Raw genomic sequence first — 26,835 nt, forward strand, 5'->3', positions numbered from 1 at the left:
GATAGCTAACAATAATCAAGGAGAAACCACAATGCGCGGTTTCCGAAGCCCGGGCAGAACTCAGCTACTCAGGCCTAATCGAGCACGCACTCCCGGCTATAAAGCTGACTGAGCTTGCGTCGTTTCTGGCGCAGGCCATTGCCTCGATCATTGCTGTAGCCGGCTCGCAACTGGCCCTGAATCCGGTCCAGCTGCTTCCGATATTTCTCGCACTGTGCCGCCTGCTTTTTCGCCTCTCTGGCCTGGGCGTAGCGATCCGTGCTGCCGGGGGCCAGCAGGCGACTCACCTCGGCCCGGCTTTGCCGCACTCGGTCAGCCTGGCGGATGTTTTCGCCCATGGGGACGGTCACCGGTGGTTTCACCGAAACACTGGAATGTCGCAGCTGCCTGGGAGGCGTATCGGAAAAGTGAATGGACCCGTTGGCATCGGTCCAACGGTAGATTTCGGCAGTGACGGGCGCTGCCGCGGCAACGAAAAGCAGGCTCAGGGCCAGTCTCCTTGGCATGGGATCACATCCTGTGAAAGAGTTATCGCAACATTCCCGCTGCCATCACGGCAGCGGGACAGGCGCTGGGGACTATACCGAAAACCAGCGCCACTTTCAGGAACGGGTCAGCGGTCCAGCAACTCGATCCAGTGGTTCACCGGCACGTCTGCTTTGCTCTCCAGGTGCAACTGGCAGCCAATGTTGGCCGTGACAATCCGCACCGGGTTCTCCACCGTCAACGCCTTGAGCTTGTTATCCAGCAGCTTCTGGCTCATCTCCGGCTGGGTAATGGAATAGGTACCCGCCGAGCCACAGCACAGGTGCTTGTCTTTGGTGGCCGCCAGGTCGATTCCCGCTTTGGTGAGCACCTGCTCCACTACTCCATTCTGTTTCATGGCGTGCTGCAGGGTACACGGACAGTGGAACGCCACCTTGCCAGCCTGGGCACTGGCCTTCAGAGGCTCCAGGTCTTCCTTCAACAGGAACGCCCCGAGATCAGTGCACAGCTCGCTGACCTTCCTTGCCTTGTTGGCGTAGACCGGATCATCTTTCAGCAGATGGCCGTAATCCTGGACCATGGCACCACAACCTGACGCGGTCATGATGATGGCCTCGGCTCCGGCTTCAATGGCGGGCCACCAGGCATCGATGTTGCGGCGCATCTGTTCCAGACCGCGCTCATGTTCGGAAAGATGGTAGTTCACCGCGCCACAGCATCCGGCCTCGGGGGCTTCCACCATGGTCACGCCGAGCTTGTCCAGCACCCGGGCGGCGGCAGCGTTGGTATTGGGCGCAGCCGACGGCTGAACACAGCCGGCCAGGGCCAGAACCACACGGCTGTGGCTCGACGAGGGCCAGGGGCTTGCGTGCCGGCGGGGCGGCACCTTGGTGCGCAGTTTTTCCGGCAGGACCGGCCGGAAGGCCTGGCCCAGACGCAGCATCAACCCGAACAGCCGGCGATCCGGCAGGAAGCGGGTCAGCGCCCAGCGCAGCCATTTTTCCTGCGGCTTACGCGGCAGCTCTTTCTCCATCAAACCACGGCTGATATCCACCAGACGGCCATATTTCACGCCGGAGGGACAGGTGGTTTCACAGCTTCGACACGTCAGGCAGCGGTCGAGATGTTCACGGGTTTTCTCGGTCACTTCGCCGCCTTCCAGGAACATCTTCATCAGATAGATGCGGCCACGGGGCCCGTCCCGCTCGTCGTTCAGTTCCTGGTAGGTTGGGCAGGTTGCGGTGCAGAAACCGCAATGCACACAGGCCCTGAGGATCTCCTCCGCTTCCTGACCTTCGGGATCATTGGCAAATTGTTGAACCAGATTCGTTTGCATAATTACAACCAGCTATAGAGACGGCCAGGATTGAAAATGCCGTCGGGATCGAACGAGTGTTTCACGCGGCGCTGGATGGTTTTCAACGCCTCGGGTTGGCTTTGCATCACTTCGGCAGTGCGATCACCACCCCGGAACAGGCTGACCTGACCACCGGCAGCGCGAGCCAGTGGCTCCAGATCGCTGAGTGAGGCCTGGCCGCGATACCATCGCTGGGAGCCAACCCAGTCGATCATCCAGGGGCCGTCCAGCTTCGGCGTTCTGGCGGTGGAATCCAGGGAGAACCGCCAGAGAGGTGCTTCCGGATCGTCAAAGAAGCCGTGCCGCATGTCCTGAACCTCTCGCCAGAACTGGTCACCCTCAGCCATAACCTCGCCACCCCACTTCTCGGCGGTCGCCTCAACCGCTGATTTTGCACCGGCCAGGCGCAGGTACACCTTGCCATCGACCCAGCAGGCACCGGTGATGGGTTTGGGCTCACCGGCACGGCGGTTCATGTATTCCACCACCTCGTCCATGGCCATCTCCCGCACCAGGGTAACGGTGGCCGCCGGCTTCGGCATGACTTTCAGACTGATTTCGGTGATCACCCCGAGCGTTCCCATGGCGCCGGCCTGCAAACGGGAAACGTCATATCCCGCCACGTTTTTCATCACCTGGCCACCAAAACGCAGGTGTTCGCCCTTGCCGTTCAGCAGGCGAATACCCAGCACCTGATCCCTCACCGATCCCGCCCAGGGTCTGGCCGGGCCGGACAGGTTGCAGGCCATTGTGCCGCCGATGGTGGATGCGCGGCCAAAATGCGGCGGCTCAAAGTGCAGACACTGGCCCTGCTCCGCCAGCACCGCTTCAATTTCTTTCAGGGTGGTACCGGCACGTACCGTCAGCACCAGCTCTACCGGATGGTATTCCACCACACCAGTGTGCTCGGCCAGGCTCAGAATGCTGGCATCAGCATCGCTCTGGCGCCCCATAAAGGACTTGCTGCCGCCGCCGACAATGTTGAGTTTCTGCCCGTTACTGCGGGCCTTGAGCACCTGCTCCTGTATCGTTTGGATCTGATCAGCCATGGGCAGTGTCCGCCTCTTCGTGCTTGTGTTGCTTGTGCTCGATGGAGCGGTATTCCTGACAGAATTTCAGGGTGGGCACCCCTTTGCCCGGGTTCAGAATTCCGGTGGGGTCGAAGGCCGCTTTCACATCGTGGAACTGCTGCAGCTCGTCATCATTGAACTGCACCGCCATCTGGCGAATTTTCTCCACGCCCACGCCATGCTCACCGGTGATGCAGCCACCCACCTCCACACAGAGTTCCAGGATCTTGCTGCCGAACGCCTCGGTGCGCTCAAATTCGCCTGGCACGTTGGCATCAAACAGGATCAGCGGGTGCAGGTTGCCATCGCCCGCATGAAACACGTTCGCCACCCGCAGGCCGAACTCTTCTGACATCTTTTCCATTTCCAGCAATACCTTGGCCAGATAGCGACGCGGAATGGTGCCATCCATGCAGTAATAATCCGGCGAGATCCGCCCCACCGCCGGGAAGGCCGACTTGCGCCCTTTCCACAGCAGAGCCCGCTCTTCCTCGCTCTGTGAGGTGCGAATGGAGGTCGCGCCCAGCTTACCGAACAGCGCTTCGGCCTCTGCGATGTGTTCGTGCACTTCCTCTTCGGTGCCGTCCACTTCACACAGCAGCAGGGCCTTGGCATCCCGGGGATACCCGGCACCGCAGAAGTCATCGGCCGCGACAATGGCATGACCATCCATCATTTCCAGGCCACCGGGGATGATGCCGTGGGAAATCACGCCACCCACCGCGTCGCCCGCTTTCTCGATGCTGTCGAAGCCCGCCATGATCACCTGTGCCACTTCCGGCCTGGGCAGCAGTTTCACCTTCACCTCGGTGACCACGCCCAGCAGTCCTTCAGAGCCGGTGAGCAGCGCCAGCAGATCCATACCGTAGCTGTCCAGGCCATCGCTGCCGACCGTTACCCGGTCACCCTCGGCGGTGATCATTTCCACACTGAGGATGTTGTGCACGGTCAGGCCGTACTTCAGGCAGTGCACGCCACCGGAGTTTTCGGCCACGTTGCCGCCAATGGTGCAGGCGATCTGAGAGGAAGGATCCGGCCCGTAATAAAGGCCGTACTGTGCAGCCTCTTCGCTGATCGCCAGGTTACGGACACCCGGCTGCAGGCGTGCGGTGCGACCAATCGGATCAATGTTCAGAATTTGGTTAAACTTGGCCAGCGAGAGCACTACCCCTTCCTTATGCGGCATGGCACCGGCACACAAACCGGTACCGGCACCACGGGCCACCACCGGCACACCGTTTTCGTGGCAAATGCGCATGACCCGCTGCACCTGTTCCACGGTTTCCGGGAGCACCACCAGCATGGGCATTTCCCGGTACATGGCCAGGCCATCGCACTCATAAGGTTTCAGGGTTTCGTCATCGGTGATGACGAAGTCCGGGTCAATAAAGGCCCGGAACTGCTCCGCCAGCCGGGATTTGCTGATACGGGATTGAGTATTCATAAGAGACACCGGTTACTGGCGTTTGCTTTCAAAATGGTCGATGCCAGCCTGGGCACAGTCCATGTCCTGTTGTGGCGTGCCCGAGCTGAGACCGATACCGCCGACCACTTCACCGTCTACCATCACCGGCAGGCCACCGCCTACCGTGCTCAGGCGACCGCCCACTTCAGTATGTATACCGAAGGCGAGGTTGCCCGGCACGTTGGCGGCATTGTAGTCGTGGGTCGCTTTGCGCGCGGCCGCAGCGGTAAATGCCTTGTCCTGTGCGATGGTAACACTGGTCACTTTGCCCCCGTCCATACGCTCAAAGGCGATCAGCGTGCCGGACTCGTCCACCACTGCGATGCACATGGGCACGCCGATTTCACGGGCCTTGGCCGCCGCACCCTCAATCAGGATGCGTGCATCAGACAGGTCGAGACGATGAATGGTCAACATAACGATTTACTCCTCTTGGTTAGCCATAAGCGAGATTGGGCAGCCAGGTAGTGATGGCCGGGAACACAATGCACAGGAATACGCCCAGGGCCTGGATGGCCAGGAACACCAGGGATGACTTGAAGATGGTGCCCATGGAAATTTCCGGCGGGCACACGCCGCGGATATAGAACAGCGCATAGCCGAAGGGCGGGCTCAGGAACGACATCTGCATATTCACCAGATACAACACCCCGAACCACAGCACCACGTCGTCACCAGACACGCCCGGCAGGCCGAACAGACCCGGGAACTCCAGGGCTTCCACAATGGGGATAAAGATAGGCACCGCCAGCAGCAGGATGCCGACCCAGTCCAGGAACATGCCCAGTACCACCAGCAAGACCATCAGCAGGAACAGGATGCCGTAGGCCGGCAGGCCGGTGCCCAGAATGGATTCGGTAATAAAGTCCTGACCACCCTGGAGAATGTAGAAACCTACAAACACCGAGGCACCAAACATGATCCATAGCACCATGGCGGAAGCCTTGGCGGTGGTGACCGAAGCATCCCGCAGAGTCGCGATGGTGAACACCTTGTGTTTCATCGCCACAAGAATGGCGCCAAAGGAGCCGATGCCGGCCGCCTCAACTGGTGTGGCAATGCCGCCAAAGAGCAGGCCAAGCACCAGGAACACCAGAATGAGAGGCGCAATCAGGTCTTTCAGAAGCAGCAGCTTGTCTTTCAGGCCGATGCGTTCCTCCTTGGGAATCGGAGGCCCTAGTTCGGGGTTCAGCTTCGCCCGGATCCAGACATAGAACACATACAGGCTGGATAGCAGAACGCCAGGAATCACCGACCCCAGATACAGTTCACCCACCGATTGCTGGGCAACCACGGCATAGAGGATCGCCAGAATCGAGGGCGGAATGAGAATACCCAGGGTACCGCCCGCCATGATGGAGCCGAGGGCGATCTTGTGGTCGTAACCCCGTTTGAGCATGGCCGGCAGGGCAATGATCCCCATGGTCACGACCGCCGCACCGATAACCCCGACCATCGCTGCTAGAATGGTCGAGGCCACAATGGTGGCAATGGCCAGGCCGCCGCCAACACCACCCATCCACTTGTAGACGACATTGAACATTTCTTCGATGAGGCCGGCCCGTTCCAGCATCGCCGCCATGAAGATGAACAGCGGAATAGCGGCCAGATCGGAGTTGGTCATCATCGGGAAGATGCGGCTGGGGATGATGTTCAGCATCAGCGAGTCGCCCACCAGATAAATGAAGGCAACCCCAAGACCACCGGTAACAAACGCCAGTGGCAGACCCATCATCAAAGCCACCAACAGGGAGCCGAACATCAGGTAGGTGAGCGGTCCGATGTTCACATCGGCCAGGCTTCCGGCCAGCTTGAACAGGAATTTCTCATCGCTGAACGGGTCGTAGAACAGAATGTTGACGAACTCGACAAACATCACAAAGGCCAGCGCAGCGGTGGCCAGAATCATCAGCCAGGTGCCAAGCTTGCCTTTGAGGTTGCCCTGGCCCGGATTGTTCACTGTAGTGGTAGTCATGCGTGTTGCTCCCGGCCAAGCTTGACGAACAGGGCAATGTCCTTGATCAGTTTGGACAGGCCCGCCAAGGTAAGTAGAACAGCCCCCAGCAGCATCATGGCCTTGACCGGCCAGTACTGGATGCCCCAGGTCTCGACGGTACGTTCATCCATCGAGTAGGAGTTCTGGAAAAAGGTCCAGGAGGTAATCACCAGCGCCAACGCAAACATGAAGAAGAACATGGAGGTGAAGATATCCATGCCAATCCGGCCCCGCACAGGCAACAGGTTATAGATCACATCGACCCGCACATGGGCGCCATGCAGCAGGGCAAACGCGCCCGCCAGCAGGTACTGCATACCGAACAGCAGAAAGCTGGCCTCATGCACCCAGATGGTCGGCATATTGAAGATGTAGCGCATAACCACTTCAAAAAAGTAGAAAACAACGGCGTTTACGGTCCAGAAGGAAATAAACACGCCAGATTTTTCGCTGATCCAGTCGATAATCCGGGTAAACCAGTTCGCGTAATCCGACTCGATGGTTTTCGACATTTCGGCTTCGATCTGCTGAAGCTTCTCGTTTGCCAGGGCATTCTTGTCAATCGCCTGCACGCCACGGCTACTGGACCAACGGTCCCACGCCATCATCAGCAGCGGCATTACCGCCAGCCAACCCCAGTAGAACCAGTGCGGCAGCACAAAGCCAAAGTTGCTCAGATCAGACATACTGTCCTCACGTCAGTGACAACGCGGGGAAGGGAGAGAGCGCCCTGAACCAAGGCTTCCCTGCCCTTCCCCGCTTTTTTGATTGTTGTTGGTAGTGCCGGTTTACTTGCCAGCCGCCTTGAGGTCTTCCTCGGTGACGTAGCCCACGGTGTCGTTCATCATGTACTCGAGCTGCATATCGAAGATGGCCTTGGCATCCTCGTTCTTGTTCGCCCAGTTGTACCAGATGGGAATTGCCGCGCGACGGAACTCCTGCAGATCCTGCTGGCTCAGACGCGTGACGGTGTCTCCATCCGCCTTGAACTTCTCCATGGCTTCGATGTTGCGCTTCTGGATGGTCAGGTAGTGCTTCTGGGAGTAATTGCGCACCTCTTCCTCAACCAGCTGCTGCAGCTTGGGATCCAGGGCGTTCCAGGCACGCAGGTTCACCGTCAGGTCCATCAGATCCACCGGCTGGTAAATAGACATCACCCCTGGAGGCCCGAACAGGATGTAATCGGTCACCTGCGAGAAGCCCAGCTCATAGTTCACCGCCGGGCCCACGTAGTCCGCCGCATCGATGGTGCCCTTTTCCAGAGCCGGGAAGATGTCGGAACCCGGCAGGCTGACAGTGGATACCCCGAACTGCTGGAATACCTCAGCCACCATGCCGCCAGGCACCCGGATCTTCATGCCCTTGAGATCCGCCAGGCTGTTCACCGGCTTCTTGGAATGAATGATGTTGGCGTCGTGCTGAATCGGGCCCACGTAGAACAGCCCGTACTTTTTGTAGATCTCCCGGGTTTTCTCCAGCATGCCCAGGGAATAGAACATGGTGTCCCACTGGTGAGGCTGGTCCGGGCCGGCCGGGTAAGAGGACAGGAACACCGAGGCCGGGATCTTGCCTGACCAGTACAGGGTAAACGGGTTCATCCCCTGCAGTACGCCATTACGTACCGCATCAAACAGCGCGTTGTTGTCGGCCGCGACCGCCTTTGCGGGGTACGGCCTGAAAATAAGTTCTCCGCCGGATTTTTCCTTGATGCTGTTGCACCATTCCTCGAACAGGTCATAGCCAACCGTGCCCGCATCCCACACCGACTGAATTTTCCAGGTAGTCGCGGCCTGGGCCTGACCGGCGCCCAGTGTCAGCGCGCCTGCCAGGGCTGCACCAACCGCCATTTTTTTGAGAAAACTCCGGCGTGGTGGGTTTGCGTCTGAATCACAATGCTTGTCGTTGTTATCATTGATGTTCATCGAAACATCTCCGTTCACTTTGTTGTTATGCAGAGGTAATCCAACACCAGCAAATGCCAGCATTAAAAAGATATTCGTAGGCAGGTGCGGTTTAGTCCAGAGAATTGCCAACTGGTCAGACCAGTTTTTAATTGCGGCAAAATGGACGAATTCGGTGCTATAGGCCATAGTTAGCGGTCTGGAGGGCAACACTCGAGAAGGACTTCCTGATCACTTGAACAACAGCAACTGGTCTGACCAGCAAGACCCGTCAGGTAGAAAACATGGGGATATCGCAGGAAATTTCCTTCAGGCTAGAGCGGCTGATTCTCGACGGCGGCCTGGCACCGGGGCAGAAGATACCCTCGGAGCGCCAGCTTTCGACCAGACTGGGGGTTTCCCGGGCCATCATTCGTGAAGCATTGCATGAACTCCAGGGGCGGGGCGTCATCGAAACCCAGCATGGACGGGGATCTTTTGTTGCCAGCATTGTCCCGAACACAGACGATCTGGAAGACAACAGCCCGTTGATGCACCTGTTTGCCGGCCACCCCCGCACCCTTTATGACCTGCTGGAAGTGCGCGAACAGCTGGAAGGCCAGGCGGCCGAACTTGCAGCCCAGCGCGCCACCCGAGGTGATCTACACCGGATTACCAAAGCCTACCGTGCCCTGGAAGACACCGACCCGCTCAGCAACGCCAAACCCGACCACGGTTTTCACCAGGCTATAATTGAAGCATCTCATAACCCGGTACTGGTACATGTGCTCAATGGTCTGAAAAACATGATGCTGCTGACCGTGCATGCCTCCGTTGCCAACCTGAATCCAAGGGCGGAGATGCGCCAGTTAATCATGAAGCAGCACAAGCAGATCTATCAGGCCATTATGGCGGGCAAGGCCACAACCGCCCGCAAGGTGGCCATGGCCCACGTACGTTTTGTTCAGGATTCATTGAGAAGCCTGGAAAACCAGGGGGCAGAGGTCATTCGAGTCTCACTCGAGTCCAACAACTTTCACGAAAACCCAACAAAGCGGTATTGATTTCCACGGCAACAGTCCGTAAAACATGCGCCTTTGTATGACAGTCTCAGGAGCCAGCCATGGCGGAACCAGCGCCTCTTATTTGCAGGGACATCCACAAGACCTTTAACAAGCTGGAAGTTCTCAAGGGCATCTCTCTGGAAACCCGTAAGGGTGATGTGGTTTCCCTGATTGGCAGTTCCGGTTCCGGCAAGAGTACCTTTCTGCGCTGCATCAATCTGCTGGAAACCCCCACCTCCGGTGACATTATTGTGCACGGCGACCCAATCCGGTTCACCGAAAACCGAAAAGGTGAACGGGTACCCGCCGATAACCGCCAGGTGGAACTGATCCGGGCTCGCCTCTCCATGGTCTTCCAGGGCTTCAATCTCTGGTCCCATATGACGGTGCTGGAGAACATTATCGAAGCGCCGGTTCACGTTCTGAAGATTCCGAAAAAAGAAGCGATTGAGCGCGCAGAGGCCTACCTGAACAAGGTCGGCATCTACGAACGCAAGGACTATTACCCGGCCCAGATGTCCGGCGGACAGCAGCAGCGGGCGGCCATTGCCCGGGCGCTGGCCATGGAACCCGAAGTGATGCTGTTTGATGAGCCAACCTCGGCCCTGGACCCGGAGCTGGTGGGCGAGGTCCTGAAAGTTATGCAGAGTCTGGCCGAGGAAGGCCGAACCATGATCGTGGTCACCCACGAGATGGCGTTTGCGAGGGATGTGTCGAGCCAGGTCCTGTTTTTGCATCAGGGCGTGATTGAGGAGCAGGGAACCCCGGACAAGGTTTTTGACAACCCGGATTCCGAGCGTATGAAGCAATTTCTTGCTCCCAAGTTCTGAACACCAGTGCTATCTTGAATCGGTGTTGGACGAGGCGTTGAAGAATAGCTCCCGAAACTTCCATAAAAAATAAAGCCTTTGTGGCGAATTACCGGAGAAGTGACACATGAAAAAACTGATTGTTGCAGCAAGTTGCGCCCTGGCCCTGGTTGCCGGCACGGCCCAGGCTCAGGAAAGAAACCTGCGCATTGCTTTTGATGTGCCCTACGAGCCATTCGAATACAAAGACGAAAACGGTGAGCTGACCGGTTTTGAAGTGGAACTGGCCGACGCCATGTGTGAAGAGATGAACGCCAACTGCGAATTCGTCATCCAGGCATGGGACGGCATGATTCCGGGCCTGCTGGCTCGTAAGTTTGATCTGATCATGTCTTCCATGTCGATTACACCGGAGCGTGCAGAGCGCGTGCTCTTCTCCGAGCCGTACTACAATACCCCGGGCGGCTGGTTCGGCCCGAACGATTTCAGCACCGACGTCACTGATATGGATGCCATGAAAGGCAAGACTGTCGGTGTTCAGCGCGGTACCACCATGGACACCTACGTGACAGAGAACATGGGTGGCATTGTTGAAATCAAGCGCTACACCACCGCTGATGACATGGTGCTGGACCTTGAAGGGCAGCGCCTGGACGTGGTCTTTGTCGACTATCCGGTGGGTGAGCAGACTGTTCTGTCCAAAGACGGCTTCAAGGAAGTGGGCGAGCCTGTGAAACTGGGTGAAGGTGTGGGCGTTGCCATGCGCAAGCGTGATGCCGACCTGGCCGATGAAGTAAACGCCGCCCTGCGCACGTTGAAGGAAGATGGCACCTACGACACCATCATGAAGAAGTACTTTAACTACGATATCAAGATGTAATGACCACGGGGGCGGCGCCACGTCGCCCCCGCTGACCGGATACTCCCATGTTTGATCTGAAAGGCTATGGCCCGGCCCTCGCAGAAGGAGCGGTCATCACCATTGAGCTGGCCTTCCTGTCTCTGGCCCTGGCCCTGGCGCTTGGCCTGGTTGGTGCCAGCGCAAAACTCTCCGGCAGCCGTGTTGCCGCCGGCATCGCAACCGCCTATACCACGCTGATTCGCGGGGTTCCGGACCTGGTAATGATGCTGTTGTTCTATTATGGCGGCCAGGTAGCGGTGAACATGCTTTCGGATTATCTGTGGGAAACCCGCGGTATCGACTTTTTCTTCCAGTTTGATCCTTTCATTTCCGGCGTGGTGACCATCGGTCTGATTTTCGGTGCCTATATGACCGAAACCTTTCGCGGCGCCTTTCTGGCAGTGGATGTCGGTCAGATTGAGGCGGCCAAGGCCTATGGTTTTTCCCGCTGGCATACCTTCCGGCGGGTGATGATCCCGCAGATGTTGCGCCATGCCCTGCCGGGCATCGGCAATAACTGGCAGGTGTTGCTCAAGACCACGGCACTGGTGTCCATCATCGGCCTGACCGATATGGTGCGGGTGGCGGAGGAAGCCGCCAAGGCGGAGCGCATGCCTTTCCACTTCTTCGTACCAGTGGCTGCCGTGTATCTGGCACTGACGGCGGGGTCGGAGCTGTTTATCAAGTGGCTTGATCGTCGAGCCAATGTCGGCGTGGTTCAGGGGAATTAAACGATGCCTGATTTCATTGCCGAGTGGTTGAACAAGAACGAAATTTTCACGGCCATGACGCTGATGGAGTACTGGGACGGTCTGGTGACGACCGTACACCTGGTGTTTCTGTCGCTGGTCATCGGCCTGGTGGTGGCGGTTCCGCTGGCGATTCTGCGTACGGTCCGGAATCCGCTGGTGTCCGGGCCAATCTGGATCTACACCTATCTGTTCCGGGGCACGCCGCTGCTGATCCAGCTGTACATTATCTATTATGGAGTAGCGCAGATTCCGGGGATTCAGGAGACTTTCTGGTGGGAGATCTTCCGGGAACCTCTTTATCCTGCCCTGCTGGCCTTCACGCTGAATACCGCAGCCTACACCACGGAGATTATCCGGGGGGCGATTATGTCTACGCCCCATGGTGAAATCGAGGCGGCGAAAGCCTATGGCATGAACTGGTTTCTGCGGATGCGCCGGATCATTCTGCCAAGCGCGGCGCGTCGCGCGGTTCAGGCTTATTCCAATGAGGTGATTTTCATGCTGCACGCCAGTGCGATTGCCAGTGTGGTCACCATTGTTGATCTGACAGGGGCGGCACGAAACATTTATTCGCGGTTTTACGCGCCGTTTGATGCGTTTATTTTCGTGGCGCTTTGTTATATGGCGCTGACGTTTATTCTGGTGTTTGCTTTCCGCAAGCTGGAAAACCATCTTTTGCGGCATCAGCGGCCGGTTAATTCCTGAGCAGCGCCCTACAACCCATCATCCAATCCTGGTGCACGGCCAGCCGGCGGGAACGTCTTCCGGGAACCGCTACGAGCACATCCATGTGCGCTTCTCGAAGGCCATCCTTGGCCTTCGACATTCCCGGAAGACGTTCCCGCCGGCTGACCCCGAACCTTTTGCGGGGTATCGATGAACGCTTCGAATCGTCTTTTTGATTTCCATCCGGACTGGCTTAGCCATACCCTCGCCAACGCTTCCGCTGATCTGCCCGAAACCAAAACCGCCCTGCCCGATGGCACCCAGGTCTCCCGCAAGGCCAACGGGGTTCTTTGGCTTACGCCACCGGCTGCGGTGGCCAACCCGAATCAGGAAGCCCTGATCATTTCTGCCGGTGTGCATGGCAATGAAACGGCGCCGATTGAGGTGTTGAACATGCTGGTGTCGGAGTTGTTTTCCGGGGAGTGGTCACTGGCGTGCCCGCTGCTGCTGATCCTGGGCAACCCTCCGGCCATGGTGGCGGGTGAGCGGTTTCTGGATGTGAACATGAACCGGTTGTTCAATGGCGCCCATGGCAAACCGGAATATTCCGGGCTTGCGGAGGGCCGGCGGGCTCGGTTTCTGGAGGAGATGTGTCGGCAGTTCGCGATGGCGCATCAGGGCCTGGCGTTAAGCCATTACGATCTGCATACCGCTATTCGCCCGTCGAAGCGGGAGCGTTTTGCGCTGTACCCGTTCGTGGAGGGGCGGTCGGTTCCGGCAGGCCAGTGTGCGTTCCTGCTGGAGGCAGAGGTGGAGACCCTGTTGCTGCAGCATAAGGAATCGACAGTGTTTTCATCGTTCACTGCCAGCACGCTGAAGGCGGAGAGTTTTACCATTGAACTGGGCAAGGTGGAGCCGTTTGGCCGGAATGATCTGCGACGGTTCCAAGGCATTGAGCGGGCCTTGCGCCGGCGTTTCCGGGGCGAGGCGGCACCGGCAGTGCGGCCACCATTTGATCATCTGACGGTGTTTGAGGTTGTGCATGAGGTGCTCAATACCGGGCCGTCTTTCCGGTTTCATGTTCCGGACGATGTGGCGAACTTCACGGAGTATCAGCCTGGTACGGTGATCTGGGAGGATGATCAGGACGACTACCGGGTCGGAACCGCGCCGGAGGCGGTGGTGTTTCCGAACCGGGCGGTGCCTGTGGGCCAGCGGGTGGGTTTGATGATCCGAGCCAGGGAGGTGTACAGGGCCGGCTCTGTGTGAGCAGCCCTGTCCATGACGCCCGGGTCAGGCCGGCGCGTTTTCGGGTTCGCCCACCGGCAGTTTGATCAGTTTGGTGCAGACTGACGGTATCACCAGCAGAGTCAGGACCGTCGAAGCCAGCAGACCGCTGATGATGGCCCAGGCCATGGGTGGCCACAGGGTGGAGCTGGAGAACGCCAGCGGCAGCAGGCCGGCCACGGTGGTTGCGGTGGTCAGCAGGATGGGCCGGGTACGGCGTTCCACAGCGGTGCGTACCGCATCGGCAATGGCTCGGCCCCGTTCCAGCTCCCGATCCATTACGTCCAGCAGGACGATGGCGTTGTTCACCACGATACCAACCAGAGCAATTACCCCCAGCAGCGACTGAAAACCGAAGGGCGAACCGGACAGAACCAGTCCCGGGAAAATGCCAACAGTTGCCAGCGGTACGGTCAGCAGGATAATGCCCACCCGCCGGAAGGAGTTGAACTGCAACAGCAGGAAGAACAGCAACAGCAGCATGCCGATCGGGGCCGCGGTCAGCAGTGCTGAGTTGGCACGGTCAGAACCTTCGGCATCTCCTCCCATGTCCAGTCGCGTGCCCGCCGGCAACGGGTTCTGTTCCAGGCCCGCATACAGGCCGTCCAGCGCCTGGCTGAAGCTGTAGTCTTCCTCCAGATTGGCACTGACCGTATTCACCCGTACCCCGTTGCGCAGGTAAACCGCCGCCGGTTCCCAGGTGGTTTCCACCGTGGCCACGGCCGATAGCGGAATGGCATCGCCCTGGTCGTTGTAGGTATTCACAGACAGCAGGCGAGACAGTGACAGCGACGTGCCTTCGCGGGAGCGCAACACGATGGGTATCGGGTCGTCCTCCTGGCGATAACGCTCAGCCACGGCGCCATAGCTCTGGCCATACAGGCTCTGGGCAACATCGGCTCGGGTGAGGCCATAGCGAGCGGCGGTGGCGTCGTCCACATTGATGGCGATGCTGGGCACACCAATGTCGAGATCATGGCGAACATCCACCGTGCCCTCAACACCCCTGAGAATGGAATAGACCTGCTCGGTGGCTCGGGCGCGGGCGTTGTCGTCCGGATGGAAGACACGGACTTCCACCGGCGCAGGCCGCGGTGGCCCCTGCCCCAGAATCCCGGCGGTGATATCCAGCTCCGGTAGCGACCGGGCGGCCTCGTGGCGGATCCATTTCACCAGGTCGGTGGTATCGGCCAGCGTCGGCGTGCGAACCACCAGCCTTGCCCGGTTAGGCGCCTGTGGCGAGCGCTGAAGATTGTAATAGAACGACGGCCCGGTAAAGCCGACAAAGCGGTGCACTTCCAGTGCCTCGGGCCGCGTCCGGATAGCCTGTTCAAGAACGGCGGCCACTTCAGCGGTTCGGGCCTGATCGGTGCCTTCGGGCATGTACATCTCGACGATGACACGAGGGCGGTCGGCGTTAGGGAAAAACTGCTGGGCCATAAACGGGGTCATGCCAAGGCTGATCACCACCAGCAGGGCGCCGGCGGTAATCAACCGGCCCGGGTGCCGATACACCAGGCCACCGAGGTAGCTGGCCAGGCCGATAAGCCGGTCTTTGTGAATATTTTTCCGGGGCTTCAGAAAACGCGCCGCCAGCAGGGGCACGGCAGAAATTGCCAGCAGATAGCTCACGGAAAGGGTGAGCATGATCATCACCGGCACGCCCCGGGTGAAATCCGCGGCACCGCCCTTGGCCATCAACAACGGCGCAAACGCGGCAAGTGTGGTGCCGGTAGACGCACCCAACGGCCCGGCCAGTTCACCGACCGCCTTGCGCAGGGCATCCAGCCGGCGTATGCCTTCATCCAGATGGCCCTGTATGTTTTCGACAATAACAATGGCGTTGTCGATCAGAATACCCAGGGAAATGACCATCCCGATAACGGCAATCTGATGCAACACCCCACCCCCTAAGTCGTAGAGCCCCACGCTGATCAGGGCCACCATGGGCAGGATGGACGCCACCAGCAGGCCCATGCGGATGCCCATGCCGGTAAATACCACCGCCACGATGATCAGTACCGACAGCACCAGGCTCCAGGCCAGGTCATCCAGCCGGTCAGACACCTTGTCGGGCTGAAAAAACATCTCGCGGAGCTGGTAGGGCTCGAAGTCTGGACGCACCTGGTCCAGCCGTTCCCGGATCCGCTCGCCAAAGCGGATGGCGTCGGTGGAACCTTCTTCCATGATAATTGACAGCAACACCACCCGCTCGCCGTCGAACCAGGTCTCTGGCTGCCGGGGCTCGGCCGGCCCACGCCAGACTTCTGCGGCCGCTGCCAGGGGCACCTGGGAGCCATCTGGCAGCTCAATGGGCGTCGCGCGAATCGCGTCTATGTCCGTGAACTCAGTGTTCGGCAATACTGATAGGCGCTTGCCTTCCACCACCACGAAGCCACCGGGGATGGTCTGGTTGCGCCGGGCCAGGGTGTCGAGTATCCGCTTGGGCGGAACTCCCAGCCGATACAGCGCGGCGTCGTCAAGTGCCAGGGTAATCTGTTCGTCGGCATCCCCTTCAAGTTCAATGCGGGAGATGCCAGGGATATCCAGAAGGTTCTGTTTCAGGCGTTCGGCCACCTCCGAAAGCTCAGTCACTGAGGGTGAACCGCCCACGGCCAGCACCACGGCCGGGATGTCGATCAGACGGTCATCCAGCTCCATCAGGCCCACATCATCGGGGAAATCCTGGCGCGCCCGCTCCATGGCCTGACGAACCCGATCCCACGCCGAATCGGTGTCGTAGATGCGGTCCCGGAGTTTCAGCCGGGCCAGTGCCACGCCGGTTCTGGCGGTGCCCTGGCTCCAGTCCAGCTCTTCGACCTGACGCAATTCATCGGTCAGCGGCTGAAGCACCAGGCGCTCAACCGCCTCGGCACTGGCACCGGGATAACTCACCGTGATCATACCGGCCCGGTATGGGAAACTCGGATCTTCCTGACGGGGCATGGTGCTGTAGGCGGCAATACCGAGCAGGCAGAGCATGGTCACCACCATGCCCAGCAAGCGTTGACAGTTAAGCAGTCGGCGGGTCATCAGCGCACCTCCACGGTGTCACCATCCACCAGCCGGGTCATACCGGCATACACCACCTGATCTCCCGGGCTCAATGCACCCGGGTGCACCATGACGCGCTCACCGATGACCCGGTCGACCTGTACCGGAACCCGCTGAGCTACCTGGTCTTGCACCCGGAACACACTGGTGCCGGTACTGTCGCGAACGACCGCCAGCAGGGGCACGGTAATGGCAGATTCCCGCACCGGGGCAATGCCCACTTCCACCGGCTCACCGGAGGACAGGGAATTTGGTGGCAGGCTGACCAGTACCGGATGCAGTTCCCCGCGGATGGAACTGCCCTGGGCAATCTCCACCACAGTGCCGGTGGCAGGTTCACGGTTGCGGTCCTGCACCAGCCAAACCGGTAGCTCCTGACCAATCCGGACATGACCGAGCAAGTGCGCGGGTACCCGCACTTCCACTTCCCGCCCCAGCGGCGAGGACAACCGCATGACCGGCTGACCGGCTCCCACGAACTCATCCCGCTCCACCAGCAATGCTTCCACCTGCCCGGCAAAGGGCGCCTTCAGAACGCTTTCCTCAAGCAGCCTTGTGGCTTCGGCCAGTGAGGCTTCGGCCGTCGCCATGCTTGCCCTCAGCGAATCCCGGCGGGCGGCAATCTGTTCCAGAGTCTGCTCCGAGACCACGCCTCGCTGATGCAACCGGCTGGAGCGTTCCCACTCCCGCTGAGCCTGTTCAAACTGGGTTCTCAGTTCCTCCAGGCGGGCAGCCGCGGAATCCCGCGCCGGTTCCAGCGCCGGATTGTACAGACGCGCCAGCACATCACCGGGCTTTACCGTCTGCCCCAGCTCAACCGGGCGTTCCTTGAGCGTCCCGCTGACCTGAAATGTCAGGGTTGCCCGCTGGGCCGCACGGACAATGCCAGAAAAGCGCAGAGGAATTTCTTCCATCTGACCACCGGTGACAGCGGATACCCGCACGGCGACCGGCGTATTTTCAACGTTTTCGCCGGATTCGGCGCCGCCACCGCGGCAGCCGGAGACAGACAGCACGGCCAGCAGCGCACTGGCCAGAACAAACGGAGAGTGACGTAGTGTGAGAGACATAGTGTTCCAGCCCCTTTCCCTGAACAGGTTGATTGTGACCCCCGGTCCATCGGAGGTTGCCCATTGTTTCCGACATCATGTCACTCTTTGACAAATTGTCAATAATCGGCTTTCATCGGTTTTCAGTTATCATGCAGCCAAAGCCGGAAAGCTCGGGATCACAATGAATGAACCGCTGAAGTCACGACGGGAACGGGAAAAACAGGCCAGGTACGACGCCATTCTGGACGCCGCCGAACTGGTGTTCTCAGAAAAGGGCTACGACCGCACCTCCATGGACGACATTGCGCGCACAGCCAGCCTGAGCCGGGCTCTGCTCTATGTCTATTTCAAGGATAAGGCCGCCATCCAGCGAGGCATCATGCTGCGGGCCGGGCAGGATCTGGTGACCCGGTTTGAGCGGGCGATGCAGGCAACCGATACCGGGCTCGGGAAGATCCGGGCCATGGGAGAGGCTTACTACCATTTCTTTGTGGAAGCTCCGGACTACTTCACCGCCCTGACCAAGGCTTCCACCGCCATCGCCGATGCGGAAGAAGACCAGGCCAGGGAGATGCTGTGTTCAAAGAACGAACTGATGGTGCTGATGGAAGCGGCGATTCATCTTGGCCTGGAAGACGGCACCATCAGCCGCGACCGTATCCAGTCGCCAGCGCAAACCGCGCTTTACCTGCGCGGCGCCCTGCATGGCGTGATCATGCTGTGCCAGGCGGAATCCACCGAGGCCGGGGAGTTTCCTTCCGAAGCACTCATTCGTCACACCATGGATATGCTGACCCGCTCTATCTCCAGCGAGCCGGTACGCTGAGCTGACCAGCCTTACAACTGAAAATCGTAGATGCTGCCGAGGCCAAGAATACCGGTCAGTTCATCCAGCGCCTTGCGCACTTCCTCCAGTAACATCGGGTCGGCCAGGTCCTGCTGGCTGAGCTGGTCGCGGTAGTGGGCCTCAACCCAGGAGGTCAGTCGCTCATAGAGCGCATCGGTCAGGATCACACCCCGGTTGATAGCGTGAAGCTCGTCGTCGTTGAGCACCACCCGCAAGCGCAGACACGCAGGCCCGCCACCATTGCGCATGGACTGTTTGACACCAAACACTTCCACCGCGGTGATCGGCGTGTCGGCTTTCACCAGTTCATCCAGATACCGGCTGACCGAGGCCACTTCGCGGCACTCACCCGGTACAGCCAGCAGCATACCATCGGCAGTGTTCAACAACTGACTGTTGAACAGATAGGAGGCCACCGCATCTTCGATGGGCACCTGCGCTGATGAAACACGCACGGCTTCCAGCTTGGCACCGGTCAGGCGTTCCTGGATGTCTGCCAGTACCCGGGCCTCATCAAGAAAAGCCTGCTCGTGATAGAACAGGCAATTGCCATTACCGACCGCAATCACATCGTTGTGAAACACGCCGGCATCGATAGCCGCCGGATTCTGCTGGGCAAACACGGCACGGTGATCGGTAAGGCCATGCAGGCGGGCAATGGCGCGTGACGCTTCGAGGGTCTGGCGCGCCGGGTACTTGCCTGGCGCCGGAGCGGATTCATTGAACGCGACCTGGCCATACACAAACAGCTCAACGCCCGGCTCCCCGTAGCGACTGCACAAGCGGGTGTGATTAGCCGCCCCCTCATCGCCAAAATGACTGACCGACGGCAGCGCCGGATGATGGGCAAAGTAGCTTTCGTCACCAAAAATCGCTTTCAGCGAACGACCCGTGACCTGGTGTTCAATGGAGCGGTGGAACTTGGCACTGAGATTGGCCGGGGTGAAGTGCACCCGGTGATCGGCTGTGTCGGCACTGGGAGAGACGGTAGCCGCGTTCGCTGTCCACATGCAGGACGCCGACGACACCGCCGCCAGAATGGCGGGATCTGCCTTGGCTACGGCTTCCAGAATCTGACGCTCGTTGCCCTCAAAGCCCAGCGCACGGAGGGTGGGAATGTGCGGGCGCTCGTGGGGTGGCAGAATGCCCTGCACATAGCCCCGGTCCGCCAGCCGCTTCATCTTCTCGAGTCCCTGGAGTGCCGCCTCTCTGGGGTTGGCCACCGCATTGACGTTGGATTTTGAGGCCACATTGCCCCATGACAGCCCGGCGTAGTTATGGGTCGGACCCACCAGGCCATCGAAGTTTGCTTCTACCGCATGTTTAACCATGGCAGCTGTTCCTGTCAGTCAAAATTCAGGCCCGGGGCTAGGCTATCCGGCAGCTCACTCTTGCCGGCTTCCAGAGAGGCCATCGGCCAGGCGCAGTAATCGGCCGCGTAATAGGCACTGGCACGATGGTTACCGCTGGCGCCGACACCACCGAACGGTGCAGCACTGCTGGCCCCGGTAAGTGGCCGATTCCAGTTCACAATACCGGCGCGCACTTCCTCCACCAGACGATTATAGAGTTTGCGGTCATCGCTCAGGATGCCGGCAGACAGGCCGTAGCGAGTGTTGTTGGCAAGCTCCAGGGCCTCATCGAAGCCTTTGTAGCGGTACACCGTCAGCAGCGGGCCGAAAAACTCCTGATCTTCCAGCTCTATCCCGGTCGCATCCACAATTCCCGGCGACAACAGACCTGTATCGGGCTTGAGCTGTTTCATTTCCAGCAACGAGGTCGCACCCTTCTCCAGCATCGCAGCCTGAGCCTTGAGTAGCTGGTCTGCCGCATCGGCAGAAATCACCGAGCCCATAAACGGCTGCGGGTCAGCATCGAATTCCGCCACGGTGATGCGGGCCGCCACTTCCACCAGCCGTGCCAGGAATTCATCACCCTTCTTGCCTTTGGGCACCAGTAGCCGGCGAGCACAGGTACAGCGCTGTCCGGCCGAAAGGAACGCGGACTGCAGTGCGTGGTGCACGGCGCCATCCAGGTCTGACACATTTTGAACGATCAGAGGGTTATTACCGCCCATCTCCAGCGCCAGGATTTTCTCCGGCTGGCCGCCGAACTGTTCGTGCAGCAGGTGCCCGACAGTGGAACTGCCGGTAAAGAACAAACCGTCAATCAGCGGGTGCCGGGCCAGGCACTTGCCGGTATCGGAACCGCCCTGAACCAGATTGATCACCCCATCCGGCAGACCGGCTTTTTCCCAGAGCCTGACGGTGAGTTCCGCCACCCCCGGGGTCAGTTCACTGGGTTTGAACACCACGGTATTGCCGGCCAGCAAGGCCGGCACAATGTGCCCGTTGGGCAGATGGCCCGGGAAATTATAGGGGCCAAACACGGCGACCACGCCATGGGGGCGATGGCGTAATACCGCATGCCCACCGGCCACGTCGGATTCGGTGTGCCCCGTACGCTCGTTGTAGGCTTTCACGGAGATCGGAATTTTACCCATCATGGCCGCCACTTCGGTGCGGGACTCCCAGAGAGGCTTTCCTGTTTCCAGGCCGATCTGATGGGCCATTTCTTCCTTGTTGGCCTCAAGCAGTTCGCCGAAGGCCTCAATCACCGCCTGGCGTTCTGCGAGACTTTTCCGGCGCCACGCCAGAAACGCCTTTCGAGCTTCCCGAACCGCTGCGTCCACATCTTCGAGACTGGCGGCATTGCCATCCCAGACCGTTTCACCTGTTACCGGCTGCACCGATTCAAAGGGCGCTCCGTGGCCTTGCAGCCAGAGCCCGTCGATGTAAACATTGCCTGTCAGGTTTGCCATTATTTACCACCTCCCGGTTCGGAATTGTTTGGCCGGATCGGCGACAAAGCACCCTCCTTCAAGGGGGCAATACGCACCGGATCACCCGACTCCACTAAAAGAGCCTCGGCCAGCACTCTAGGAATTTTGACAGTGTCGGGCCCGATGCAGTTCATGGGTATGGTGGTTACCCGAAAGTCCCGGAACGACCGGTTCGAGATCATCACCCGTTGCTCTGCCGGCACATCCAGATCCATGCTGTGATTAACTACCATGGCATGCCGGTTGACCGCTTCCCGCACCGTACGAATGTTATGGACAAAGGCTTCAACCACAGGCCCGCCATCGAAAATATCCACCATGCCGTTGAAGTTGAAACCTTCGGCCTGCAGCATCTTCAGCGCCGGCCGGGTATTGTCGTGCACCATGCCAACGACCGCCCGCGCAGCGTCTGGCAACATCGGCAGGTAGATGGGGTATTTCGGCATCAGTTCCGCAATGAAGGATTTATTGCCAAGCCCGGAGAGCATATCGGCCTGGCTGAACTCCATGTCAAAAAACTTGCTGCCCAGGGCATCCCACAGGGGGCTTTTACCGTCTTTGTCCGAGACTCCACGCATTTCCGCGAACACTTTGTCGGAAAAGCGTTTGCGAAAATCGTCCAGGAACATAAAACGACAGCGGGATAACAACAGGCCATTGCCGCCGCCCTGATACTCGTCGGAAAGCAGCAGCGAGCAGATTTCGGTGGTGTCGGTCATGTCGTTGGACAGGTTCAGCGTGGGCGTGCGCACATGCACACCCAGCTCTTTCGATGCATTGACCGTGACACTCAGCCGGTAATTGTAGAACACTTCTTCCAGGCCAACCCGGGCCTCGATGCCACTGATGCCAACGGTCTTCCTGGCCTGAATATCTTCCAGCGCAAACAGGTACAGGGCCGCTTCCGGCGCACAGCGTTGATTGAAGGATTCACGGGCGCGATCAATCTTGCGCTGAAGCAGTTCCCGGTCGGCGGGCAATGTGGTCAGGCCTTTGCCGGCCTTCTGCGCCATGGCATAGAGGTCTTCCAGATCGTCAGACTGAAGCGGGCGGATCACCAGCATCTTACGCCCTCCCCTGTATTTGCATGCTCATAACGGTGAAATCCTTACCGGGTCGCCGGCGCTGCTTTGCAGGCCATGCCAGGTGCTCACCGGCACTTTTACATCATCCGCCAACGTTTCTGCCACCGGGGTCAACAGGCAGCGGAAGTGCTCACCTTCGCCGGCGCTGATCAGGCAGGTTTCACCATCGTTCTGGTGGCTGCCGTGCAGTGTTTTGGGCTGACTGGTCACCAGGGTTTTCAGGCTGTCGGTGCGCACTTCCATCACTGGTCCGCCGTCAAAGATATCGACGTAGCATCCGGGCTGAAAACCTTCGCGCTGGAGTAGCTGATAGTTGGGTTCGGTCAGCGGGTGTGGTTGGCCGAGGGCTTCCTGAGCCTCGGTACTGAGCAGGGTGACGTACACCGGGTTCGGCGGCATGAGTTCGGCAATAAAGGTTTTGCTGAGCTGGCCGGAATATTGATCGGCGGTTTCAAAGTCCATATTGAAGAAATGTCGCCCCAGGCTGTCCCAGAAGGGCACGCTGCCGTTTTCGTGCTGTACGCCCTGGATTTCAACCACCGTTCGGTTGGTGAACCATTCCCGGTGGCTGGCAATGAACATCATTCTGGCCCGGGATAGCAGCTCGAATACCGGGGTGTTGCGGTGTTGTTCTTTCAGGGTGAAGGAGCACAGCAGTGTCAGGTCGGTCAGGGCGTGGCTCGGGTACAGGACTTCGACGCGGCGCGAGACGTTGAGTTCGTGGGAGGCGTGGATGAGGTAGTCACGCCGGTAATTGTAAAACGGGTGGCCGTTGCCGGCGCGGCTGTCGATACCTGCGGTGCCGGCGATTTCGCCGGTTTCGGTGTTTTCGAGTACGAACAGAAAGCGGCGCGGAGTGCCTTCGGGGGCGTTGTCGGCCAGGGAGTCCCGGGAGTGTTGAATTTTCCGGGCCAGGGTTTCTTCGGTTTTGGGCAGGGTGGACGAGAGCCTGGCGGTTTGGGCGCCGGCTATGTCCAGGATTTGTTGCAGGTCATCCAGTTTGGCTGGTCTGACTCGCCACATGGTGCGCTCCTCTATCGAACCATCAGGATTTTTGGAGCAGGCTCGCCCGCCCCTGGAACTGGGTTCCCCTTCCGGAAACCGCTACAAGCACATCCCTGTGCGCTTCTCTCCGGCCATCCATGGCCTCCGAAATTTCCGGAAGGGGAACCCAGCCCCAGGGGCTACATTTTACTTAGCCGTGATCTTCTTCACTGCAGCTTCAAACCTTTCCAGCGCTTCTTCAATATCCGTTTCCGGAATGATCAGCGAAGGCGCCAGCCGCACCACATTGGCTCCGGCTACCAGGACCATCACGCCCTCATCCAGACCGGCGTTCAGGAAGTCTTTGGCCTTGCCCTGCCATTGTTCGGTCAGTACACAACCCAAGAGTAGACCAGCACCGCGAACTTCGGAGAACACGCCGTAGCGTTCGCCGATGTCCATCATGCCTTTGCGCAGTTTTTCGGAGCGGGCTTTGACGCCCTTGAGGATTTCCGGCTGGCTGACGGTGTCGATGACTTTCTGGGCCACGGCGCAAGCCAACGCGTTGCCGCCGTAGGTGCTGCCGTGGGTGCCTACGCCCAGGCTGGCCGCGACTTTGGCGGTGGTCAGCATGGCGGCAACCGGGAAGCCGCCGCCCAGGCCTTTGGCGCTGGAGAGGATGTCCGGTGTTACGCCGTACATTTCGTAGGCGTACAGGTAGCCGGTGCGGCCTACGCCGCTTTGGACTTCGTCGAAGACCAGCAGGGCGTTGTGTTCGTCGCAGAGCTCTCGCAGCCCTTGCAGGAATTCGGGATCTGCCGGCATGACGCCGCCTTCACCCTGGACGGGCTCGACCACGACAGCGCAGGTCTTCTCTTTGGAGATCAGCGCTTTCACTGAGTCCAGGTTATTGAATTCGGCGTGATGGATGCCGCCGGGGGCCGGTTCAAAGCCTTCCAGGTATTTGGGCTGGCCACCCACACTGACGGTGAACAGGGTGCGGCCGTGGAAGGAATTCTTGAACGAAATGATCTCGTGTTTTTCCGGACCGTAGTGTTCCCAGGCGTAGCGACGGGCCAGTTTGAAGGCAGCTTCGTTGGCTTCAGCGCCGGAGTTTGCAAAGAACACCCGCTCGGCGAAGGTGAGGTCACACAGGGTTTTGGCCAGCCGCAGGGCAGGCTCGTTGGTCATGACGTTCGACAGGTGCCAGATTTTTTCTGACTGTTCCTGTAACGCACCCAATAGCCCCGGATGGGCGTGGCCCAGGCTGGTGACGGCAATACCACCCTGCAAATCCACGAACTCTCGGCCTTCCTGATCCCACACGCGGGAGCCTTCGCCTCGCACCGGGATAATGGTTCCGGGGGCGTAGTTGGGCACCATGACTTCATCAAAAAGTTCGCGGGAGACAGGTTCTCTGTTCATGGATCTCTCTCTGAGTGGATGAATTCCTCCCCATAATACGCCACTCAGGGCATAAGAACAGCCGGTTGTGTTATAGCATGTAACTCGATGATGCGATGGTGGTTTCGATCTTTCCCCAGGAGCGCTTTAATGAGCAGCTTGTAGGAATCCAGATCAAAGGTGACCGGGTCTTCGCCGGGCTGATAGTCGTGCAGATCGGCCTCGGTGTGCTGGTCGCTGCGCAGCGTTTCTATATGAATCCAGTTCCAGATGATCAGCCAGTCCGTGCGTCCGTTTTCCGGGTTTTCTTCGGCCAGGGCAACTGGGCCGGGCCAGGGCCAGGTTTTCAGACGCAGATTATGAAAGGCGATCTGCATGCGCAGGTTGAACCGGGTGACGTCTTCCGCGCCTTCACAGGCACCTTTGCACCGCCCCAGGGATCGTTGAAAGCATGGTCCCGGGGTTGCCGGCTCCAGTCCCAGGAGTTTTCCGCACAGGTCGTTTTTGCTGGCGATGCCCCGTAACGCACTTAACGCGTCCCGCTTGCTGCGAAACAGGCCGAAGTAATCTCCCAGTTGATCCGGCGTGATGGTTCTGGCCAACTCGGCATTCAGGTAGCCGGAGTTGTCCGGGTGCAGGGCGATGCTGACCAGGCTTTTCGCCGCCCGTGAGCGACGGTTGAACAGCGGGCTCAGGGTCTTTATCTGTTTGAGTTCCAGCAACAGGGCACCTAGCTCTCCGGCAGTTTCGGTGTATTCCACCCGGCGCAGGCTTTCGGACAGCCGGATTCCACGGCTGCTCTGATGATCACCGGAAAAATGCGAGGCCACCCGCTGGCGAATATTGGTGCTTTTGCCCACGTACAGCAGCACATCGTTATCTCCATAAAACCGGTACACACCGGGCCCCGCCGGCAAATCAGCGAGCATTTCCGCGGGTACGTTGGAGGGTGTGCTGGGGCGCTGGAGCAGGCGGTTGATGGTGGCACCAACGGTGTCTTCGCCCTGCTCAAGCAAGGTGTGTTCAAAGAACGCCAGCATGGCAGTGACATCGCCCATGGCCCGGTGGCGCTCAACAGCGGGTAATCCGTGCCGGGCGATCAGCGCATCCATGTTGTGGCGTTCGGCCTCCGGATAGAGCGCCCGGGAAAGTCGAACGGTGCAAAGCACCCGGGCACTGAACAGTCGCCCCAATCTGCGGAATTCACTCTTGATAAAACCGTAATCAAAGCGTGCGTTGTGGGCGACAAAAATGCACCCGTCCAGGTGCCGCTCCAGCTCGTCGGCAATGGTCTCAAAACGAGGGGCACTCGCCACCATGGCATTGGAGATACCCGTCAGTCGTTCGATGAACCCGGAGATCCGGGCTTCCGGGTTCAGGAGCGTTTGCCATTCCCCCACAACGACCCCGTTACGCCAGAAGCGGATACCAATTTCGGTGATCCGATCCCGCTGGGCATTGCCGCCGGTGGTTTCAATATCGACGAAGGCAAACGTAGGTTCAGATAGCATCTCGTGTTTGAAAATCATCTTGCCCATTACGACCAAAGTACTCCTCCGGATGCCACCATGACTGAATCGAAGGCCTATAGTCATTCGTCTAAATAATCACCGATTCTGTTTGAATTGTCATAGATTCGTAACTACTTTGTCTGTGGGTCCAACAACAATAAACGTGTGGAGACAACAACAATGCAAAGCAACAAATTAAGGGTAAGCGGATTAAATGGTTGATCTTACCTTTGCATGAGAGTGAGACAGACCGGCATCTCATCGGATTATCTGGTTGATGCTTCACCTACTGCTGGTGCATGTTTCCTTCGCTAATTCCAGCA

23 protein-coding genes are annotated in these 26,835 nt (G+C 59.1%); 7 read left to right on the top strand and 16 right to left on the bottom strand.

Going from position 1 to position 26,835, the window contains the following annotated elements; all coding sequences use genetic code 11:
* Positions 1-74: 74 nt before the first annotated feature.
* The 8 genes from ARC85_RS16770 to dctP form a co-directional block, all read right to left on the bottom strand.
* Positions 75-506 carry a DUF4124 domain-containing protein gene (locus ARC85_RS16770; protein ID WP_153740590.1) on the bottom strand — a complete coding sequence of 144 codons (432 nt, stop codon included), beginning with the start codon at positions 504-506 and terminating at the stop codon, positions 75-77.
* 107 nt (positions 507-613) lie between these two features.
* Complete coding sequence (gene glcF, locus ARC85_RS16775; RefSeq protein ID WP_228224037.1) at positions 614-1,822, bottom strand: glycolate oxidase subunit GlcF; 1,209 nt, start codon at positions 1,820-1,822, stop codon at positions 614-616.
* A 2-nt stretch (positions 1,823-1,824) separates the two neighbouring features.
* Positions 1,825-2,892, bottom strand: a complete 1,068-nt coding sequence (gene glcE / locus ARC85_RS16780) for a glycolate oxidase subunit GlcE (RefSeq protein WP_153740588.1) — start codon at positions 2,890-2,892, stop codon at positions 1,825-1,827.
* The gene (locus tag ARC85_RS16785; protein ID WP_153740587.1) at positions 2,885-4,357 is read right to left on the bottom strand and encodes an FAD-linked oxidase C-terminal domain-containing protein; all 1,473 of its coding nucleotides are present in this window, start codon (positions 4,355-4,357) and stop codon (positions 2,885-2,887) included. Before ARC85_RS16785 ends, glcE begins: the two co-directional genes overlap by 8 nt.
* A gap of 12 nt (positions 4,358-4,369) precedes the next feature.
* Entirely contained in the window at positions 4,370-4,795 is a 426-nt protein-coding gene (locus tag ARC85_RS16790; RefSeq protein ID WP_014422553.1) for a GlcG/HbpS family heme-binding protein, read from the bottom strand.
* A gap of 19 nt (positions 4,796-4,814) precedes the next feature.
* A complete protein-coding gene (locus ARC85_RS16795; RefSeq protein WP_014422554.1) occupies positions 4,815-6,353 on the bottom strand; it encodes a TRAP transporter large permease in 1,539 nt (512 codons plus the stop codon).
* On the bottom strand, positions 6,350-7,060 hold the full coding sequence (locus ARC85_RS16800; protein ID WP_014422555.1) for a TRAP transporter small permease subunit: 711 nt from the start codon (positions 7,058-7,060) through the stop codon (positions 6,350-6,352). The genes ARC85_RS16795 and ARC85_RS16800 overlap by 4 nt, the downstream gene beginning before the upstream one ends.
* 102 nt (positions 7,061-7,162) lie before the next feature.
* Positions 7,163-8,221 carry a TRAP transporter substrate-binding protein DctP gene (gene dctP, locus ARC85_RS16805; protein WP_014422556.1) on the bottom strand — a complete coding sequence of 353 codons (1,059 nt, stop codon included), beginning with the start codon at positions 8,219-8,221 and terminating at the stop codon, positions 7,163-7,165.
* 338 nt (positions 8,222-8,559) lie between these two features.
* Between dctP and ARC85_RS16810 the strand changes: the two genes are divergently transcribed.
* The 6 genes from ARC85_RS16810 (at position 8,560) to ARC85_RS16835 (ending at position 13,715) form a co-directional block, all read left to right on the top strand.
* Positions 8,560-9,318 (top strand): FCD domain-containing protein, encoded by a 759-nt coding sequence (locus ARC85_RS16810; RefSeq protein ID WP_153740586.1) that lies wholly within the window; start codon positions 8,560-8,562, stop codon positions 9,316-9,318.
* Between the two features lie 59 nt (positions 9,319-9,377).
* A complete protein-coding gene (locus ARC85_RS16815; RefSeq protein ID WP_153740585.1) occupies positions 9,378-10,148 on the top strand; it encodes an ABC transporter ATP-binding protein in 771 nt (256 codons plus the stop codon).
* Positions 10,149-10,254: 106 nt separating this feature from the next.
* A complete protein-coding gene (locus ARC85_RS16820) occupies positions 10,255-11,007 on the top strand; it encodes a transporter substrate-binding domain-containing protein (protein ID WP_023008671.1) in 753 nt (250 codons plus the stop codon).
* A 47-nt stretch (positions 11,008-11,054) separates the two neighbouring features.
* Complete coding sequence (locus ARC85_RS16825; RefSeq protein WP_014422560.1) at positions 11,055-11,759, top strand: ABC transporter permease; 705 nt, start codon at positions 11,055-11,057, stop codon at positions 11,757-11,759.
* 3 nt (positions 11,760-11,762) lie between these two features.
* The gene (locus ARC85_RS16830) at positions 11,763-12,485 is read left to right on the top strand and encodes an ABC transporter permease (protein WP_014422561.1); all 723 of its coding nucleotides are present in this window, start codon (positions 11,763-11,765) and stop codon (positions 12,483-12,485) included.
* Between the two features lie 171 nt (positions 12,486-12,656).
* Positions 12,657-13,715 (top strand): succinylglutamate desuccinylase, encoded by a 1,059-nt coding sequence (locus tag ARC85_RS16835; RefSeq protein ID WP_286715573.1) that lies wholly within the window; start codon positions 12,657-12,659, stop codon positions 13,713-13,715.
* 24 nt (positions 13,716-13,739) lie between these two features.
* On the opposite strand, the gene ARC85_RS16840 is transcribed toward ARC85_RS16835, so the two are convergent.
* Complete coding sequence (locus tag ARC85_RS16840) at positions 13,740-16,766, bottom strand: efflux RND transporter permease subunit (protein WP_286715576.1); 3,027 nt, start codon at positions 16,764-16,766, stop codon at positions 13,740-13,742.
* Positions 16,766-17,857 (bottom strand): efflux RND transporter periplasmic adaptor subunit, encoded by a 1,092-nt coding sequence (locus ARC85_RS16845; protein WP_153740580.1) that lies wholly within the window; start codon positions 17,855-17,857, stop codon positions 16,766-16,768. The genes ARC85_RS16840 and ARC85_RS16845 overlap by 1 nt, the downstream gene beginning before the upstream one ends.
* Positions 17,858-18,020: 163 nt before the next feature.
* Here ARC85_RS16845 and ARC85_RS16850 point away from each other — a divergent pair, with 163 nt between their 5' ends.
* Positions 18,021-18,665: a TetR/AcrR family transcriptional regulator gene (locus ARC85_RS16850; protein ID WP_153740579.1), complete on the top strand. Its 645-nt coding sequence runs from the start codon at positions 18,021-18,023 to the stop codon at positions 18,663-18,665.
* Between the two features lie 11 nt (positions 18,666-18,676).
* Here the strand turns inward: ARC85_RS16850 and astB are convergent, their stop codons facing one another.
* From astB to ARC85_RS16880, 6 genes are all read right to left on the bottom strand, one after another.
* Complete coding sequence (gene astB / locus ARC85_RS16855; RefSeq protein ID WP_153740578.1) at positions 18,677-20,017, bottom strand: N-succinylarginine dihydrolase; 1,341 nt, start codon at positions 20,015-20,017, stop codon at positions 18,677-18,679.
* Positions 20,018-20,031: 14 nt separating this feature from the next.
* Positions 20,032-21,507 (bottom strand): succinylglutamate-semialdehyde dehydrogenase, encoded by a 1,476-nt coding sequence (gene astD / locus ARC85_RS16860; RefSeq protein ID WP_153740577.1) that lies wholly within the window; start codon positions 21,505-21,507, stop codon positions 20,032-20,034.
* The gene (gene astA / locus ARC85_RS16865) at positions 21,507-22,592 is read right to left on the bottom strand and encodes an arginine N-succinyltransferase (protein WP_113879245.1); all 1,086 of its coding nucleotides are present in this window, start codon (positions 22,590-22,592) and stop codon (positions 21,507-21,509) included. The genes astD and astA overlap by 1 nt, the downstream gene beginning before the upstream one ends.
* A gap of 27 nt (positions 22,593-22,619) precedes the next feature.
* Positions 22,620-23,636, bottom strand: coding sequence for an arginine N-succinyltransferase (locus ARC85_RS16870; RefSeq protein ID WP_153740576.1), 1,017 nt, complete (start codon positions 23,634-23,636; stop codon positions 22,620-22,622).
* A 168-nt stretch (positions 23,637-23,804) separates the two neighbouring features.
* Complete coding sequence (locus ARC85_RS16875) at positions 23,805-25,022, bottom strand: aspartate aminotransferase family protein (RefSeq protein WP_153740575.1); 1,218 nt, start codon at positions 25,020-25,022, stop codon at positions 23,805-23,807.
* 44 nt (positions 25,023-25,066) lie between these two features.
* Positions 25,067-26,530, bottom strand: a complete 1,464-nt coding sequence (locus ARC85_RS16880) for an exonuclease domain-containing protein (protein ID WP_153740618.1) — start codon at positions 26,528-26,530, stop codon at positions 25,067-25,069.
* Positions 26,531-26,835: the final 305 nt, after the last annotated feature.

Origin of the sequence: Marinobacter sp. tcs-11, assembly GCF_002049515.1 — a bacterium.
GTDB classification, from domain to species: domain Bacteria; phylum Pseudomonadota; class Gammaproteobacteria; order Pseudomonadales; family Oleiphilaceae; genus Marinobacter; species Marinobacter nauticus.